The sequence below is a fragment of the Pseudomonas sp. P1_F7 genome (assembly GCF_056405655.1).
Window position 1 is genome coordinate 89,656 of sequence record NZ_JBFUBR010000008.1, and the last position, 16,860, is coordinate 106,515.

14 protein-coding genes and 2 pseudogenes are annotated in these 16,860 nt (G+C 60.1%); 6 read left to right on the plus strand and 10 right to left on the minus strand.

Translation table 11 applies throughout. The features are described 5' to 3' along the window. Positions 1-78: 78 nt before the first annotated feature. Complete coding sequence (locus tag AC1D1M_RS14020; RefSeq protein WP_477776079.1) at positions 79-1,527, minus strand: MFS transporter; 1,449 nt, start codon at positions 1,525-1,527, stop codon at positions 79-81. Between the two features lie 70 nt (positions 1,528-1,597). Between AC1D1M_RS14020 and AC1D1M_RS14025 the strand changes: the two genes are divergently transcribed. Continuing rightward, positions 1,598-2,485 (plus strand): LysR family transcriptional regulator, encoded by an 888-nt coding sequence (locus AC1D1M_RS14025; protein WP_477776080.1) that lies wholly within the window; start codon positions 1,598-1,600, stop codon positions 2,483-2,485. 15 nt (positions 2,486-2,500) lie between these two features. Here the strand turns inward: AC1D1M_RS14025 and AC1D1M_RS14030 are convergent, their stop codons facing one another. Both AC1D1M_RS14030 and AC1D1M_RS14035 read right to left on the minus strand, forming a co-directional pair. Further along, positions 2,501-2,953 carry a cupin domain-containing protein gene (locus tag AC1D1M_RS14030; RefSeq protein WP_477776081.1) on the minus strand — a complete coding sequence of 151 codons (453 nt, stop codon included), beginning with the start codon at positions 2,951-2,953 and terminating at the stop codon, positions 2,501-2,503. A 183-nt stretch (positions 2,954-3,136) separates the two neighbouring features. Next, complete coding sequence (locus AC1D1M_RS14035; protein ID WP_477776082.1) at positions 3,137-3,652, minus strand: winged helix-turn-helix transcriptional regulator; 516 nt, start codon at positions 3,650-3,652, stop codon at positions 3,137-3,139. 99 nt (positions 3,653-3,751) lie between these two features. Between AC1D1M_RS14035 and AC1D1M_RS14040 the strand changes: the two genes are divergently transcribed. Next, the gene (locus tag AC1D1M_RS14040) at positions 3,752-4,384 is read left to right on the plus strand and encodes a cysteine hydrolase family protein (RefSeq protein WP_477776083.1); all 633 of its coding nucleotides are present in this window, start codon (positions 3,752-3,754) and stop codon (positions 4,382-4,384) included. Continuing rightward, positions 4,384-5,949, plus strand: coding sequence for an aldehyde dehydrogenase (NADP(+)) (locus tag AC1D1M_RS14045; protein ID WP_477776084.1), 1,566 nt, complete (start codon positions 4,384-4,386; stop codon positions 5,947-5,949). Before AC1D1M_RS14040 ends, AC1D1M_RS14045 begins: the two co-directional genes overlap by 1 nt. Positions 5,950-6,082: 133 nt before the next feature. On the opposite strand, the gene AC1D1M_RS14050 is transcribed toward AC1D1M_RS14045, so the two are convergent. The 4 genes from AC1D1M_RS14050 to AC1D1M_RS14065 all read right to left on the minus strand — a co-directional run bounded on the left by AC1D1M_RS14050 (position 6,083) and on the right by AC1D1M_RS14065 (position 12,392). Beyond that, positions 6,083-7,501: an efflux transporter outer membrane subunit gene (locus tag AC1D1M_RS14050; protein WP_477776085.1), complete on the minus strand. Its 1,419-nt coding sequence runs from the start codon at positions 7,499-7,501 to the stop codon at positions 6,083-6,085. Then, positions 7,501-10,692, minus strand: a complete 3,192-nt coding sequence (locus AC1D1M_RS14055; protein ID WP_477776086.1) for an efflux RND transporter permease subunit — start codon at positions 10,690-10,692, stop codon at positions 7,501-7,503. Before AC1D1M_RS14055 ends, AC1D1M_RS14050 begins: the two co-directional genes overlap by 1 nt. 12 nt (positions 10,693-10,704) lie before the next feature. Continuing rightward, positions 10,705-11,946, minus strand: a complete 1,242-nt coding sequence (mexE, locus tag AC1D1M_RS14060; RefSeq protein WP_477776087.1) for a multidrug efflux RND transporter periplasmic adaptor subunit MexE — start codon at positions 11,944-11,946, stop codon at positions 10,705-10,707. 146 nt (positions 11,947-12,092) lie between these two features. Beyond that, on the minus strand, positions 12,093-12,392 hold the full coding sequence (locus AC1D1M_RS14065) for a LysR family transcriptional regulator (RefSeq protein WP_477776088.1): 300 nt from the start codon (positions 12,390-12,392) through the stop codon (positions 12,093-12,095). 147 nt (positions 12,393-12,539) lie between these two features. On the opposite strand from AC1D1M_RS14065, the gene AC1D1M_RS14070 reads away from it, so the two are divergent. Beyond that, entirely contained in the window at positions 12,540-13,130 is a 591-nt protein-coding gene (locus AC1D1M_RS14070; RefSeq protein ID WP_477776089.1) for a TetR/AcrR family transcriptional regulator, read from the plus strand. A 437-nt stretch (positions 13,131-13,567) separates the two neighbouring features. On the opposite strand, the gene AC1D1M_RS14075 is transcribed toward AC1D1M_RS14070, so the two are convergent. Further along, positions 13,568-13,870, minus strand: a complete 303-nt coding sequence (locus AC1D1M_RS14075; RefSeq protein WP_477776090.1) for a hypothetical protein — start codon at positions 13,868-13,870, stop codon at positions 13,568-13,570. 400 nt (positions 13,871-14,270) lie between these two features. Beyond that, on the minus strand, positions 14,271-14,885 hold the full coding sequence (locus tag AC1D1M_RS14080; protein ID WP_477776091.1) for a glycoside hydrolase family 19 protein: 615 nt from the start codon (positions 14,883-14,885) through the stop codon (positions 14,271-14,273). Between the two features lie 739 nt (positions 14,886-15,624). Between AC1D1M_RS14080 and AC1D1M_RS14085 the strand changes: the two genes are divergently transcribed. Continuing rightward, entirely contained in the window at positions 15,625-15,870 is a 246-nt protein-coding gene (locus tag AC1D1M_RS14085) for a hypothetical protein (protein ID WP_477776188.1), read from the plus strand. Between the two features lie 42 nt (positions 15,871-15,912). On the opposite strand, the pseudogene AC1D1M_RS14090 reads toward AC1D1M_RS14085, so the two are convergent. Then, positions 15,913-16,041, minus strand: a pseudogene (locus AC1D1M_RS14090) (lysis protein); the annotation flags it as partial. 425 nt (positions 16,042-16,466) lie between these two features. On the opposite strand from AC1D1M_RS14090, the pseudogene AC1D1M_RS14095 reads away from it, so the two are divergent. Further along, a pseudogene (locus AC1D1M_RS14095) lies at positions 16,467-16,793 on the plus strand (integrase); the annotation flags it as partial. Positions 16,794-16,860 lie beyond the last annotated feature (67 nt).

Here is a 16,860-nt window from a genome sequence, read left to right on the forward strand (position 1 = left end):
AACACTCGTTCAACAGAAAACTCGCGAGGCTTCGCGTTCAGCGCAAACAGGTCGTTTTCACGACAGTCGCGCCGTTTTTCAGCACGGCGCGATCAAGCGACGTGAAACGATTTTGCTGACCGCGCCAATCACCAGCGCAATGACGATCAACCCGGCGGCAACGGCGAACGTCAGCCGCATCCCCTGCGCGATGGCCTCAGGTTGCGCCTGCAAAATATCGTCGCTGGCCGTGCCGAAGGCGAACACAGCGCCCATGACCGAGGCGCCCGTGATCAGCCCGAGATTGCGCGACAACCCGAGCAACCCGGAAACCACACCACGCTGCTGCGACTCAATATCTGCCATCACGGCGGTATTGTTCGCCGCCTGGAACAGCGCATATCCGGCCGTGAGGACCACCAGCGGAATGAGGTAGCCAAGTACGCCGACGCTCATCGGCACAGCAGGAAGGATGGAGGCGCCGGTCAACATGGCGATCAGCCCGACAGCGCTTGAACGCTGCGCTCCCAGTCGGTCGACCAGCCGCCCGCAGGGCACACCGGCCAATGCCGCCACCAGCGGGCCGGCCGACATCGCCAGTCCGACACTCGCCGTGCTCAAACCCAGTGCACCCGACAGATAGAACGGGCCGACCACCAGGGTGGCCATGACCACCGTGGTCACCAGGGTGCTCATGGCGAACCCTGCGCTCAGCAGCGGAGTGCGCAACATCGCCAGTTTGACCAGCGGCGACGCGGCCGTCTGCTCGACGAACACGAACAGAATCAGCCCGATCACCGCGACCAGCAGCAGCGCCGTATTGAGCGGGCCGAAGCTGCCGCGTCCGAGGGTCATAGCCAGTGCGTAAGCCAACAACGTCAGGACCAACACCAGCGTGCCGAGTACGTCGAAGCCTGGCCGAGTGGCTTTCATCTCGCGGCGATCAACCGGCAAAAAGTGCCAGGCCAGTCCCATGGCCAACACACCCAACGGAACGTTGAGCAGAAAAATCCCCTGCCAGCCCACCTGGGCAATCAACACGCCGCCAAGCGTCGGCCCCAGGCAAGTGCCCATCGCCGACATCGTGCCGAGCACGCCCATCGCGCTGCCCATTTTTTCCTTGGGCACCGCCTCGCTCACCAGCGCCATGGTCAGCGCCATCATGGTGGCCGCGCCGACGCCCTGTAAGGCCCGGGCGGCAATCAGCAACCACAGACTGGAGGCCAGGGCGCACAGGATCGAGGCGACGGTAAACACGGCAATGCCGATCAGCAGCAATCGCCGCCGGCCCATTAGGTCGCCGAGCCGGCCAACGCTGACGATCAGCGCCGTGATGCTCAGCAAGTAGGCGAGCACCACCCACTGCACAGCCTGGAACGACGCTGAAAACGCCTCGGCCAGTGTCGGCAACCCAACATTGGCAATGCTGGTGCCCAGGGACGACAGCAGCATGGATAACGACAGGCTGGCCAAGGCTCCCCGAATCGATATGGACTTCATTTTCTCGCGACTCCGCAAATAGGTTGTCCCGAGCCTAAGCCCAGCCATAACATGGCGGAAGACGCAGCATTTGCACTTTATACGTGCATATAACGCCATCTACCCACAGGTATTTCTGATGCCAGACCTGAATCTGTTGATCACCCTGAACGTGTTGCTCGAAGAAGGCAGCGTGGCCCGCGCCGCACAGCGTTTGCGCCTGAGCCCGTCGGCCATGAGCCGGGCGCTGGCGCGGTTGCGCGAAACCACGGGCGATCCACTTTTGGTGCGTGCCGGTCGCGGACTCGTTCCCACGCCCCGGGCACTGGAACTGCGTGAACGGGTCGGCGTGCTCGTGCAGGACGCCGAAGCCATCCTGCGCCCCGCCGAGGCACTCGACCTCAATCAACTGGCGCGCACCTTCACCCTGCGCACCAGCGATGGCTTCGTGGAAAATTTCGGACCGCCACTGATCGCCCGCATCCACCAGGAGGCACCCGGTGTCCGCCTGAATTTCGTGCAGAAGCTGAACAAGGACAGCACCCTGCTGCGCGAAGGCGCGGTGGATCTGGAAACCGGTGTGATCGGCGAATCGACCAGCCCGGAAGTGCGAACCCGGATGCTGTTTCGTGACCGGTTCATTGGCGTTGTGCGCAAGGGCCATCCACTGGCTCGAGGCGAGATGACACCTGTTCGTTATGCCGAGGCCCGGCACATTCTGGTTTCGCGCCGGGGCCACGAAAAAGGCGTCATGGACGACGCCTTGAATGAGCTGGGGCTGAAGCGGGACATCATCACCATCGTCGCCGGTTTCTCTTCGGCGATTGCATTGGCGCGGGCTTCAGACCTGGTCGCCAGCGTACCGCAGCGGCACGTCGGCAACCTGTGCCAGGGGATGCATTGCTTTGCCCTGCCGTTCCCGACGCCGCCGATCACGGTTTCGATGCTGTGGCACCCGCGCATGGACGCCGACCCGGCGCATCGTTGGCTGCGCGGCTGTGTGTGGGAGGTTTGCAGTTCGCAATGATCCGGCGGCCCTCGCCTACTCCTTCAGGATCAGCAGCGACTCGCCTTTCTTCACGATGTAGGTCGCCAGCTCCGAGGCCTTGCCCTGGCCCACGTTCTTCGCCACATGGGCGACGCCTTCAGGGATGTACAACGAATCGCCGGCCTTGAGCGTCACCGGTGCCCGCCCTTCCAGCTGATACTCAAAGGTGCCGCTGATCACGTGCGCCACCTCTACACCCGGGTGAGCATGTTTGGGCGAAGTCACACCCGGATCGAAGTCCACGAGCACCTGGAGGACTTCGCGATCGGCGGCGCCCAAATCTTCGCGTACCAGGTCCGTGCGGTGCAGGCCCTGCTGCCAGCTTTTCATTGCCGGGGCCGGCTGTGTTTCCTGGGCTTGAGAGAGGCTCGCGAAGGTGGCGAGCCCGGCGGCGGCCAGAACCAGACCAAGCTTGCCGATGGTGTGACGGGTGTGGGTACGCAACATTGTCTTTCCTCCAGTTGAACCACGCCAGGCCGCGCCGAAAGTGGCGCGATGCCGGTGGTTCCATTGGAAGGCCGCCGTGTATCGCCCGGGTGTCGGGAAACGGCGGTTTTGTATGCCCGGGTAACGGCGGGCGTTGCGGATACCTGCGGATACAAACCCGCATCTGCGGGCACGTCGTTGACCTTATTCCCCCGTCGCCCCGCGACTGCCCTTGAACGCGTCGCGCCGGGCGCTGCGTTCAGCGACATAGGCGGCACTCGGTTCACTGATCAGGTCTGCGCGGTGCAAGGGCTGCCCGCAATGCGCACAAAGCGGCCCGAGTCCGGCCGGCTCGCCACAACTGCGGTGGGTATACACCACCGCCAGGCCTTCCTCAGGCGACTTGCACCAGGTTTCACCCCAGGCCCGCAGCGCCAGGACCACCGAGTAGAACGCCTCGCCTTTTTCCGTGAGGTGATATTCGTAGCGTTTTGGCCGTTCGCTATAAGCGCGGCGCTCTACGAGCCCGTCCGCTTCCATGCTCTTCAAACGCGCCGCGACCATTTGCGGCGTACCGCCGGTCTGCGCCTGGATGTCGTCAAAGCGATGACTGCCCATGAACAACTCGCGCAGCACCAACACCGTCCAGCGGTCGCCCACGACGGCTTCGGCCCGGGAAATCGGACACAGGGTTTCAGAAACGGTTGTTTTCACCGACATGCGGCATTGCCTCTTTCCTAGTTACTATGATTATCATATCAACGTAAATCCTGAGCAACTACACTTCACCATCCACGGATTGTCTTGCGGAGAACCGCCATGCCCAACGCCACCTACCCTCTTGACCGGACTGCCTACCTGCTGGTCGACCCTTACAACGACTTTCTGTCGGATGGCGGAAAAATCTATCCCTTGATCGAGCCCATTGCCAAGCGAGTCGGCCTGCTCGACAACCTGCGTACGCTTGATCGCACCATTCGCGCGCTCAACATCCCCGTGGTCATCGTACCGCACCGCCGCTGGGAAAAAGGCGACTACGAAAACTGGGATCACCCGAGTCCCACCCAGTGCAAGGTCATGCATATGCACCACTTCGCACGCGGGGAATGGGGCGGTGAATGGCACCCTGACTTCGCGCCGAAGGACGGCGACATCGTCGTCCAGGAGCATTGGGGGTCGAGCGGTTTTGCCAATACCGACCTCGATTTCCGCCTCAAGCAGAAAGGTATCACCCACGTCATCATCGTCGGCCTGCTGGCCAATACCTGCATCGAGGCAACCGCTCGTTACGCTCAGGAACTCGGCTATCACGTCACCCTGGTACGGGATGCGACCGCCGCCTTCAAACCGGAAATGATGCATTCGGCCCATGAGTTGAACGGCCCGACTTTCGCTCATGCCATCCTGACCACCGACGAACTGGTTGCCGCGCTGGCACAGGGAGGTGAGTGATGCAGTTGACCGGCAAACTGCTGATCGGCGCCAGCGATGTCGCCGCCCGCGAAGGCACCCTGAAGGCGCTCAATCCCGCGACAAACCAAGCGATTGAACCGCCGTTTGCGCTGGGTAGCGTGGCCGACGTCGACCGGGCTGCGACCCTGGCCGATGAAGCAATCGATGATTACAGCCATACCTCGCTCGCCGTGCGTGCGGCGTTTCTCGAACGCATCGCCGACAACCTCGACAGCGTTCGCGAAGCGCTGGCGGCACGGGCGGCCCTGGAAACCGGCCTGCCGCAAGCGCAACTGGAAGGCGAGGCAATCAAAGCGGCCACCCAGTTTCGCCAATTCGCCGATGTGGTGCGCACGGGGCGTTTCCTGCAATTGGCCATCGATCCTGCACAACCGGAGCGCCAGCCACGCCCGCGCATGGACCATCGCCTGCAAAAAATCGCCATCGGCCCGGTGGCGATCTTCGGCGCGAGCAACTTCCCCATCGCCTACTCGGTGGCCGGCGGCGATACCGCGTCGGCGCTGGCGGCTGGCGCGACCGTGATTCTCAAGGCGCACAACGCGCATCCCGGCGCCTCGGAAATCCAGGCCCGCGCCATCCGCCAAGCGGTGCAAGACAGCGGATTGCCCGAAGGCGTGTTCTCGATGGTGCGTGGCTCCGGCAATGCCATTGGCGAAGCACTGGTCGATCATTCGCTGATCAAGGCTGTGACCTTCACTGGTTCCGAACAAGGTGGCATGGCGCTGTATCGGCGTGCGCAGTTACGTCCCGAGCCGATTCCGGTCTTCGCCGAAATGACCAGCGTCAACCCGACCTTCATCCTGCCAAAGGCACTCGCCGAACGCGGCGCGCAGATTGGCGATGGCTTTGTTGAGCGCATGCTGGTCAATGTCGGGCAGGCCTGCCTCAAACCGGCCATTCTGATTGCCGTCGAAGGTGCAGGGTTTGAAGCACTGCGCCACGCCATGAGCAAACGCGTGAGCGAAGCACCGGCACGCACGATGCTGACACCGGGCATCCATGGGGCTTACCTGAAGGGTCTGTGCACAATGGAAAACGCCGGCGCCCGCCTCGTCGCCATTGGCTCGACATCCACCGCAGAAGTCGATGGCCGCTCGGCGCTGTTCGAGGTCGATGGCCAACGTTTTCTCGCCGAACCGTTGCTTGCACAGGAGGTATTCGGCCCGTCCGCGCTGCTGGTGAAGGTCAGGGATGAAGAAGAATTGTTGATGGTCGCGCGCTCATTCAAGGGGCAACTCAGCGCGACCCTGCATCTTGAACAGGACGATTTGCCGCTGACCCGTCGCGTGCTGCCAACCCTGGAGCGACGCACCGGGCGCATCGTGGTCAATGCCTTCGCCCATCCGCAGGAAGTGTGTTTCGCCACCGTGCATGGCGGACCGTTTCCGGCCACTTCGGACAGTCGTTTTACTTCGGTGGGCATGACTGCCATCGAGCGCTTCCTGCGCCCGGTGGCTTACCAGGGATTTCCGGATGCCCTGCTGCCGGAGCCTCTGCGCGAGGGTAATCCTTTGGGGTTGCCGTGCATTGTGGACGGGCAGTAAAAAAGGCATACCGACAACTGTAGGAGCGAGCTTGCTCGCGATGGACTCAAGGGCACCGCGCTTAGCCAGCAAGCACGCGTTTTCGTTAACGACCATCGCGAGCAAGCTCGCTCCTACAACAACACCGGGTCCATCAGCTATTTTTCGCCAGCCGGGTATCGCCGCTGTCCCATCCGCCACCCAAGGATTTGTAGATCGCCACAATGGCGCGGTACTGATCGGTTTCACCCAGCGCCTGGGCATCCTCGGCGTTCAGGCGCTCACGTTGTGCGTCCAGCAACACCAGATAGTCCACCACCCCTTCCTTGTATTGCGTCGCCGCCAGATCGGCCGCGGCTCGACTCGACTCACTTTGCTTGATCAGCGACAGCAGGCGTTGCTGGCGTTTGCCGTAGTCGCTGAAGGCGTTTTCCGATTCTTCCAGGGCGAGCAACACCTGTTGCTCATAGGTCGCCAATGCACCCTCGGCGTCGGCATCCGCGCCACGAATGCGCGCCCGCACACTGCCCAGGTCAAACGCGGCCCAGGTGATGCTCGGCCCCAGGCTCCAGGCGCGGGCGGCACTGGAACCGATTTGCGAACCACGCCCCGCTATGAACCCCAGGAACCCACTCAAACTCACCCGTGGAAACAGGTCGGCGGTGGCCACGCCGACATCGGCGGTTGAAGCCGCCAACCGGCGCTCCGCCGCGAGCACATCCGGACGCCGGTGCAACAGTTCGCCGGGATCGCCAATCGGCAACGACTTGGCGATGGCCGGCAAATCCTTTGGACTCAAGTCGATGCTCAGCGTGTCCGGGCGTTCGCCCAGCAGCGTGGCGATGCGGTTTTTGTCGCGTACCTGTTCCGCCTGCAGTTGTGGCACGCTCGCCTCGACGGCCGCCAACCGGGCATCGGCACGCACCACGTCGAGTTCGTTGCCCACGCCAGCGTCACGCAGGCTCACCGTCACGGCGCGCGATTCGCTTTGGTTCTTGAGGTTGGCCAGGGCGATTTTTTCCCGCAGTTGCGCACCACGCAGCTGACCATAGGCATCCACCAGTTCGGCGATCATGGTCACCCGCAGTTGATACAGATCCGCCGCCGCGGCGTCCTCCCGGGCATCGCTGGATTCCAGTTCGCGCTGGATGCGCCCGAACAGGTCGATCTCCCAGGCCATGTCCAGGCCCAGATCGTAGCGTTCGGTGTTGACCCGATTCACGGTTTGCCCCGGCACTTGAGCCTTGCCCTGCTGGCTGCTGACCCGGCTGGTGACCACCGGCAAATTGTCGTTGCTGATGTCATCGCGGATGGCCCGGGCGGCTTTCCAGCGGGCGAAGGCCACACGCAAATCGCGGTTGCCATTGAGCGCTTTGCCGACCAACTGGTTCAGCGTGGGGTCATCGAACTGCTGCCACCACACCGTTTCGAAACGAGTCCGATCGTAGTTGACCCCTTGTGCCGAGACAACATGGGCAGGTGCCGTGTCCGGGGTTTTATAATCCGGCCCGACTGTGCATGCCGCCAACGCGGTGACCAACAGACTCGGTAAAAACAGCTTGTAAGCGTTCATCAGTGTGCCTCCGAATCAATAACGTTGAGCGCGTGAACCCGGGCCGCCTTGCGCGCGGTTTTACGTTCGATGTAGCGACGAATGAGGACGAAGAACACCGGCGTCAGCAGCAAGCCGAAGAAGGTCACCCCGAGCATTCCGGAGAACACCGCGACGCCCATGGCACGACGCATTTCCGAACCGGCTCCGGTGGAAGTCACCAACGGAATCACGCCCATGATGAAAGCGATCGAGGTCATCAGGATCGGTCGCAGACGCATGCGGCAAGCGTCGAGCACCGCATCCAGCGGTGACAGGCCCTGGTCCTGCCGGTCCTTGGCGAACTCGACGATCAGGATCGCGTTCTTGCACGCCAGGCCCACCAGCACGATCAGGCCGATTTGGGTGAAGATGTTGTTGTCGCCCTTGGAAAGGATCACCCCGGCAATTGCCGACAACAGGGTCATCGGTACGATCAGGATCACCGCCAGTGGCAGGCTCCAGCTTTCATACAACGCGGCCAGTACCAGGAACGCCAACAGGACGCAGAGCGGGAACACCAGCAACGCGGTGTCGCCGGACAAGATCTGCTGGTAGGTCAGGTCGGTCCACTCGTAGGTCATGCCGTTGGGCAGTTCTTCCTTGAGCAGTTTCTCGATGGCTTTCTGGGCCTGGCCGGAGCTGAAGCCGGGAGCCGCCGCACCGTTGATTTCCGCACTGATGAAGCCGTTGTAGTGCATGACCCGATCAGGCCCCGACGTCGGGCTGACCTTGATGAACGTGGCGAGCGGAATCATTTCTCCATGGTCGTTACGCACCTTCAACTGGCCGATCTGCTCCGGTTCCAGGCGGAATTGCTGGTCAGCCTGAACGTTGACCTGATAGGTGCGGCCGAAACGGTTGAAGTCGTTGGCATACAACGAGCCCAGGTACACCTGTAACGTATCGAAAATATCGCTGACGGCCACGCCGTGGGTCTTGGCTTTTTCCCGGTCGATAGCGGCGTCGACCTGCGGTACGTTCACCGTGAAGCTGGTGAACAGATTGGCCAGCTCCGGAACGCTGCGGCTCTTGGCGATGACGTTCATAGTCTCTTTGTACAGGGCTTCATAGCCCAGGTTGCCGCGGTCTTCGATCTGCAGTTTGAAACCACCGATGGTGCCCAAGCCTTGAACGGGCGGTGGCGGGAACACGGCGATGTAGGCGTCCTGAATGCTGCCGAACTTGGCGTTCAGTGAAGCGGAAATCGCCTTTGCCGACAGACTCGGGTCTTTGCGCTCATCGAAGGGCCGCAAACCGATGAAGGCGATACCGGCGTTCGGGCTGTTGGTGAAGCCATTGATCGACAGCCCCGGGAATGCCACCGCGCTGTCAAAGCCTGGCTCGTTCATGGCGATGCTGCTCATGCGCCGGATCACCGACTCCGAGCGATCAAGGCTGGCGGCGTCCGGCAGTTGCGCGAAGGTCACCAGGTATTTTTTATCCTGGGTCGGCACGAAACCGGTCGGCGTGGTGCTGAAGCCCATGTACGTCATGGCGATCAGCCCGGCATACACCAGCAAGGCCACGCTGCTGCCACGAATGACCTTGGCGACGGCAACCACATAGCCGTGGCTGGCCTTTTCGAATACGCGGTTGAAGGGTTTGAACAGCCAGCCACCGAACAGGCGATCCAGCACTTTGGAGAACCGGTCTTTCGGCGCGCCATGGGCCTTGAGCAATACCGCGGCCAATGCCGGCGACAGGGTCAAGGAGTTGAACGCCGAGATCACCGTCGAGATGGCAATGGTCAGGGCGAATTGCTTGTAGAACTGGCCCGTCAAACCGGAGATAAATGCTGCGGGCACGAACACCGCGCACAACACCAACGCGGTGGCGATGATCGGCCCGGTCACCTCGCCCATGGCTTTCTTGGTGGCCTCGATCGGCTCGAGGCCCAATTCGATGTTGCGCTCGACGTTCTCCACCACCACGATCGCATCATCGACCACGATCCCGATGGCCAGCACCAGACCGAACAGCGACAGGGCATTGAGCGAGAAACCGAACAGGTGCATCACGGCAAAGGTGCCGATCAACGACACCGGTACGGCAACCAGTGGAATGATCGAAGCGCGCCAGGTTTGCAGGAACAGGATCACCACCAGCACCACCAGAATCAGCGCTTCGAACAGCGTGTGAACCACCGCCTCGATCGAACTGCGCACGAAGATGGTCGGGTCGTAGACGATCTCGTAGTCCATGCCTTCCGGGAAGTTCTTCTTCAGCTCGGCCATCTTCGCCCGCACCTGATCGGAGACGTCGATCGCATTGGAACCCGGGCGCTGGAAGATCGGCATCGCCACCGCTTCCTGGTTATTGAGCAAGGCACGCAGGGCGTACTGGTTGGAGCCGAGTTCAATCCGCGCAATGTCCTTGAGGCGAGTGATCTCGCCGTCCGGACCACTGCGGACAATCACGTTCTCGAACTCCTCCTCGGTGACCAGTCGCCCCTGGGAGTTGATCGACATCTGGAAACTCGTGGCGTTGGGCGCAGGCGGTGCGCCCAGTTGGCCAGCAGCGACCTGACGGTTCTGTTCACGGACCGCGTTGACCACGTCAGTCGCGGTCAGGTTGCGTGAAGCGGTCTTGTTCGGATCGAGCCAGATACGCAGCGAGTAGTCGCCGATACCGAACATCTTCACGTCACCGATACCGTTCAGGCGCGACAGCTCATCCTTGACGTTGAGGATCGCGTAGTTGGACAGGTACAGCATGTCGTAGCGCTTGTCCGGCGAGGTCAGGTGCACCACCATCGTCAACTCGGGCGACGCCTTGTCCACGGTGATACCGATGCGCGTCACTTCTTCGGGAAGTTTCGGCTCGGTGCGCGTGACACGGTTTTGCACCTGCACCTGGGCGTTGTCCAGGTCGGTGCCGAGGGCGAAGGTCACGGTCAGCGTGAGCCGGCCATCGGCGGTGGACTGCGAATACATGTACAGCATGTTCTCGACGCCGGTGATGGCTTGCTCGAGTGGCGCGGCAACGGTTTCGCCAATCACCTTGGGGTTGGCACCCGGGTAGTTGGCGTGGATGACGACGGTCGGTGGCACCACCTCGGGGTATTCGCTGATCGGCAACTGGAACAGCGCGATCGCACCGGCGATCAGGATCAGCAGCGACAGCACTGCGGCGAAGATTGGCCGCGTGATAAAGAACTGGGAGAACTTCATGACGGTGTTCCTTTATCCGCGAGGCGAAACGGTTGCATCCGTTTTCACCAGTGCCGGGGACGGAGCGACGGGCTGATTACCCGCCTCGATGGCCTGACGTTGACGGGCCAGGGTGGCAACGGTTTGCGCATCGGCCATCGGCGCATCCTGAGGCGCGACCACCGCGCCGGGACGAACCCGTTGCAGACCGTTGATGACGATGCGGTCTTCTTTCTGCAAACCGCTGCGCACGATGCGCAAGCCTTCGAGCTTCGGCCCCAGATCGACGCTGCGGTACACGGCCTTGTTGTCCTGGTCGATCACCAGCACGAACCTCTTGCCCAGGTCGGTGCCCACGGCCTCGTCCTTGATCAGCAGGCCGGCATAGGCTGCGCTGCCCACCAGTTTCAATCGGGCGTACAGCCCCGGGGTGTATTGGCCATCGGCGTTATCGAACACCGCGCGGCCACGGATGGTGCCGGTCTTGGGATTGACCTGGTTGTCGACGAAGTTCATCTGCCCCAGGTGGCTATTGCCCTCCTCGTTCGACAAGCCCATGTACACCGGCGTGGATTGACTGCGCCGGCCTTGACGGGAGAGCTGGCCGTACTTGAGGAACAGGCGTTCGTCGGCGTCGAAATAGGCGTAGACCTTGTCGGTGGAGACCACGCTGGTCAGCGCCGAAGTGTCGGCGGTGACGATGTTACCGGCGGTGATTTCGGCACGGCTGACCCGGCCGCTGATCGGCGCGGTGACGCGGGTGAAACTCAGGTTCAGGCGTGCCAGATCGAGTTGTGCCTGCACGGCATCGACGGCAGCCTTGGCTTCCTGGGCGGTGGTGGTGCGCGTGTCGGCCAGTTCTGCAGAGATGGCATTGCTGCTCAGCAGACGCTGGCCACGCTGTGCTTCATTGCCAGTTCGAACCAGCGTGGCGCGCGTTTGCTGCAACTGCGCTTCGAGGCGATGCACTTCATGTTCGAACGGACGTGGATCAATCTGGAACAGCAAATCCCCTTTCTTTACCGACTCGCCGTCAGTGAAAGCGACACGATCGATCTGCCCCGAAACCCGCGGGCGAACCACGACGGTTTCCGGCGCTTCCAGACGGGCGGTGACCTCATCCCATTCAGTGATGGGTTGCTCAAGCACTTTGGCGACCGTGACAGGCGGCGCACCCGGAGCCTGGGCGGCATCGGGTGCGTGACCGCAGGCCGTGATGGCCGCCAGGGTCAGGACAGCAAGGGGATAACGCAAAGGTTTGAGTGACTGTTCCATGGGTAGTGTCCGCCTGACGGTTTAGGGGTTGGATAATTCTCGGCCGCACAGGGGGCAGCGACGAATTGAACGGAGTGAACTTGGCTATCATCATTAATGATGACTATCATGTTTAAGGGCAAAAAAAACGAATGTTCAGATCAGGCCTATGAATTAACAGGGTTTTTATTGGAGTCCGTCAGACTGACGACGGAACAAATGGAGTCCAATGCGGGCCCAAGCGTTTGCGCCACCTGCAAGGCTCGGGTGGTCGGTTCCATTTTGTGGCCAATGCGTTTAAACAGAGGGTCGTTGAACAGCGTACGCAATCGACTCAATGCGCCGCTGACCGCGGGTTGGCCCAGGGCAAGCCTTTCTGCAGCCCGAGTGACATTGCGCTCCTGAATAAGCGCCTCGAAAACCACCAGCAAATTAAGGTCGATATTGCGCAGATCATTACGTTTCATGGGTCGGCACCCTGTGAGGTGTTTTGACTTGAGCCACGGTCTCGGGGCCTGCAAAACCATTGCCGCGAATTTATATTATGATCATCATAATTACTACCCCCCCGGCAAAAATTTGCCAGGGCGCTCATCGGATGACAGGACCCACTCATGAAAGTGACGAAAGACCAGGCTGCGGCCAACAAGGAAGCGATCCTCGGCGCGGCCTCGAAGATGTACCGGGAAAAAGGCATTGATGGCATCGGTATCGGCGAACTTTCCCGCTCGGTGGGCCTGACCCACGGCGGCTTCTACGGCCAGTTCCCCGGTGGCAAGGAGCAGTTGGCGTCAGAGGCGGTCAGCCGCACGTTCGAAACCAACATCGAAGACTGGCGAGCGGCTAAATCCATCCCCGAACTGCTCAAGGGTTACTTGACTCAAAGCCACTTGAGCAACTGGACCGAAGGCTGCCCGATCCCTGCCCTGGGGGCCGATGTCGCGCGCAACGGCGGTGCCGTCAGCCACTCGTTCACCCAAGGCGTGCAGACCCTGATCGAAACGCTGATGCCATTGGTCGACGGCGAAACCGATGATGAAAAGCACCAGGAAGCCTTGCGCATCCTGTCATCGATCACCGGGGCCATACTGATCGCCAGAGCCTTGGACAACCCTCGATTATCGGAGCAGTTCCTGCAATCGGTGATTAATGCCTGGCCTGCCAGCGCCGAAAAAACGGTAGAAGACGCGGACATCGAACACTGACCGCAACGTGCAGATGAAGTGACCGCGACCCGATCTCACTCAGGTCGCGGCAATGTCAGGCTTTTTGGATCACGCCAGATCGAAGCGATCCAGGTTCATCATCTTGAAGGGCAACCCTGAGGGCCGCGCAGGCTACGGCTTTCAGGCCCTCAAAAAACCCTCTTTGGGGTTTGTATGGCTCAGTTTGGCTATGCAATGACAGCTTTATGTCAGCGTGCCTCCCCCTCTCCGGCGTCCTGCCGAACGAACAACCTGACTCCCAATGCGGCGCCTAATCCTTGGGCGCCGGCAGTAGGTTATTTTCGTAGGAGCCGAGCTGATCGCGATCCCCCTCGCCACATATGATGTGCTCTGCGCGCCACCGATACAGACCTTTGGAACCCCCAATTGCAACTGACCGAGTCAGTTAACGCCATGCGACATCAACAAGGGGGCTGTTACCGGGTGGTGCCGGTGGTGCCAGTAGTTCCGCTGGTACCTGAAGTGCCGCCGGTGCCCGGGGTGGCGTCGTTGCCACCACTACCGCCGCCGCTGGAGATGGCGACACCAGCAGCGATAACACCGGCGCTAATTGCCAGGCCAGTGCCAACCGTTACGCCACCGACGAGTGGAGTCGACAGCGTCAGGCTTGAGGTAGCGCTGGGCACTGCGGCGCTGGCCGCAGGGGCGGTCTCAGCAGCCATCAGAGGCAGGCTGATGGAGGTCGCGAGGACTAAGGCCAGGAGCTGTTTCACGATCATGCTCCTTTGAAAGGATAATCCCTGAGGGCGGTTAGGGATTAAGGGTATTGCAGTAATTATAGTGTGTTGGAAGCAGGCGGAGCTAAAGCCCCTGATCTCATAAATGGACCCAGCGCCACAGGGAAAAATCTGGCGGCGCCCGCAGCAGTTGGCCTCCAAAAAGCAAGTAATTGCAATGTCTGCCTGCACCTAATCCTTGGGCGCCGGTCGCTTAGACCCCCACTATGTCAAGGTGATCCAGAAACCGACGTAAGCAATTGATCTACAAGGAATATATGGCGTTTTTAATGGACCGCAAAACCGCAACATCACCCTATAAAAATCAATAACTTAGCGTTGTATATTTCTACAGTACCGCCCCCATCCGAGGCGCCCTGCCGACCGAACACAATTCCTTCCTTTATATAGGCAACACTTTCAATGCACGCTCATAAATAGCCAGCCGATCGGCCTGGCCATTCAAGCCACCATTTACCTTCCGGGTGATCGCCCCGAACCTTCCGGCGTCCGCCAGCTCACTCAGGCCATTGCTCGCCCAGAACCAGACGGCAGATAGCGCAGCATAGATCGGCTGCTCCGGCAATTCTGGCTTGGTCAGCAGGTCCAGGCTCAGGGCTGATCCACATGCCTGATAGTTGACCCAGCCAGTGACCTGAATCAATCCCATGCCCCGGTACCGCCAGCCGTCGCCCGTCACGGCCGGCCCGTTGCCCAGGCACGAGGCGTAGACGATGTTCGCGATCTGCTCGGGTTTGCGGGCGGCAGCGGTAGCCGTCAGCAGGTTGAAGCGCTTCGGCCAGGTCCGGATTAAGCCCTCAGCGCTGTAGTTCAGGTTTTCGACCAGAGTGCGCAGTTGGCCGGACTCATGCCCGACCTGAGCGAGAAAAGCCGCCACGCGCAGGCGAGTGTCGATCTTGAAGCGTGCCATCGCATCATTCAGCGCGGACACAAAAACGCCGGCAACTGGGCCGGCGTTCGGGAGGATCTGCAGCAGCAGCTGATTGGTGATGGGCATTCACTTTTCTCCGGGCGAAAAAAAACCGGCAATTAAACCGGCGTCGGGGGATCTAAATCTTTCTGATGTTGACTAAGGGGGAGCAATTTTGGAGGAGGGAAACGCCCTCGCCCAGGATGAGCATTTTTTTTACGTCGTAAAGCAACTGTTGGCCGTTAATTATCTACCGGATGCCATCAGGCAAATGGATCATATTGATCTAGGGAAAAATATGAGCAGCGCATCAAAGCACGGATGGAAATGGGCTTATCACAAACTACGCGGGCTGCACTGTTCGCGCCCAACAGCACTGTATCGAGCGACCCGCTTTATTTTTTGGGGCGATACAGGAACGTTTACCAGTGAAGACAACTGGCAGAAAATACGTCTTCGACGCTAAGTGCGTCGCTCTCCCATGCTTTGCGCCAGGCATAAAAAACTGCGCAGGGCCGTGTTGAGGACAGGTGCAAAAACGCCGGCGTGCTTGCCGACGCTCAAGAGGATCTGTGCCATTTTCGGCCCCTCCCCGGCGTCCTGTAGCCCCTACCTTTCTTCCCTCCCCTACGATTGACGACTGCTACGCTGAAATCTCCACGGAGTATTTCGCGATGCCAAACTCTGATCTGCTCCCTTCCCTGCCATACAAGCTCAACGAAAACCAACTCGCCCTAGAAGCCGCCATCAGCTTCTTCAAATTCTCCGGAACTGGATCAACGATAGCGCTGATCCAATCCAGAACAATCCAGTTCTGGATCGTGTATTGGATTTTTTTGCCCTCAATTACGGTGACAGGCTCACTCATAGCCTGCTCATCATTTGCGCGATATTGGCTTGGCCGGTCAGCCTGATGCTTTTCTTCCCTGTGCTTTCGACGCTCCGCGCAAAGGAGCGAGTTCGTCGTGAGAAAGTACAGCTCGGCAATACCGACTCAACTCGGTTTTTGGCTGACGAGTACGCAGCAGCACAGACATCGGCCACAGAGATTCACCAGCCAATCAACAGCTGATTTCCATTCCCGCCCGGTAATCTCCGCGAAATCCCCGCGAACTCATTCGAAATGTGTAGGCGCGAGCGCTTTGACGTAGGTCTGGCACGCCTGCAACGCAATCAGTCCTTCATCGCCGGCGTCGGTGATTCCGGTAATTCGTTGAGCATTCGCTGGGTCAAGTCTGGCGCGCTCCTCCATAAACCATGAGCCCCTCACATTTGTATATTTCTTGTAGAATTAGACAATTAAATGGATTTTCATCAACGTAACGAGCTCTCAATGAGTGCTTAATAGGGATTGGAATGCCAAGGAATGCTGTGATAAACAAGCCATCTGCACTTGATATCGTTATGACGAATCACATTCGCGACTTCGTTGGCTACAAGTACAAAACCAATTGCCCCGTGAGCGTTAAGGAAAAAATCCTTGAGCGCACTGCCGCGGCCGTCTCCAATGAGTTCCTTGGCGAATACAGTCGCCTCAACGTTCTTCCTTCACACGTCCTCAATGAGCAATATGTGTTGAAAATTACGAGAAAGCTCTTGGAGTAATTTCAAGCCCTTGTTGCGAACGGCCCTCTTCGCTGCAGGTAGCTGGCAAATTGAGTAGCGCTCGGTCGGGTCAGCTTGTATGCCGTGCATTTCCGGCGCTTTCGCAAGCACTTCGAAGGCAAGGCTGTCGACCAGATCACGATCCGCATGGTCGCGGAAATGCTGGACGCCCTCACCCCGCGCACGGCAAACCAGTGTCGTGCGCTGCTCATCGACATTTTCAACCACGCCGCGACAAAGGGGCTGTGCCCGGACAACCCGGCGGCCAGCACGATCAACCGCATCGAGAAGAAACAGCGCAAACGCCACACCGTCGAAGGTCTGAAGGCCATCAGGGAGAAAGCGCCAGCGTGGCTACAGAATGCAATCGACCTGGCCCTGAGCCGTGCATGACTCGATGCATCATCTTACAGCCAAGGCATTCGAACCAAAGGCTGCCCTCCTCGGCAGTGGCCAA

Coding starts and splice junctions, on each gene's coding strand:
- AC1D1M_RS14070 (WP_477776089.1), top strand. CDS start 12,540: ATGAAAGTGACGAAAGACCAGGCTGCGGCCAACAAGGAAGCGATCCTC.
- AC1D1M_RS14075 (WP_477776090.1), bottom strand. CDS start 13,870: ATGATCGTGAAACAGCTCCTGGCCTTAGTCCTCGCGACCTCCATCAGC.
- AC1D1M_RS14040 (WP_477776083.1), top strand. CDS start 3,752: ATGCCCAACGCCACCTACCCTCTTGACCGGACTGCCTACCTGCTGGTC.
- AC1D1M_RS14080 (WP_477776091.1), bottom strand. CDS start 14,885: ATGCCCATCACCAATCAGCTGCTGCTGCAGATCCTCCCGAACGCCGGC.
- AC1D1M_RS14025 (WP_477776080.1), top strand. CDS start 1,598: ATGCCAGACCTGAATCTGTTGATCACCCTGAACGTGTTGCTCGAAGAA.
- AC1D1M_RS14065 (WP_477776088.1), bottom strand. CDS start 12,392: ATGAAACGTAATGATCTGCGCAATATCGACCTTAATTTGCTGGTGGTT.
- AC1D1M_RS14050 (WP_477776085.1), bottom strand. CDS start 7,501: ATGAACGCTTACAAGCTGTTTTTACCGAGTCTGTTGGTCACCGCGTTG.
- AC1D1M_RS14045 (WP_477776084.1), top strand. CDS start 4,384: ATGCAGTTGACCGGCAAACTGCTGATCGGCGCCAGCGATGTCGCCGCC.
- mexE (WP_477776087.1), bottom strand. CDS start 11,946: ATGGAACAGTCACTCAAACCTTTGCGTTATCCCCTTGCTGTCCTGACC.
- AC1D1M_RS14055 (WP_477776086.1), bottom strand. CDS start 10,692: ATGAAGTTCTCCCAGTTCTTTATCACGCGGCCAATCTTCGCCGCAGTG.
- AC1D1M_RS14020 (WP_477776079.1), bottom strand. CDS start 1,527: ATGGCTGGGCTTAGGCTCGGGACAACCTATTTGCGGAGTCGCGAGAAA.
- AC1D1M_RS14035 (WP_477776082.1), bottom strand. CDS start 3,652: ATGTCGGTGAAAACAACCGTTTCTGAAACCCTGTGTCCGATTTCCCGG.
- AC1D1M_RS14030 (WP_477776081.1), bottom strand. CDS start 2,953: ATGTTGCGTACCCACACCCGTCACACCATCGGCAAGCTTGGTCTGGTT.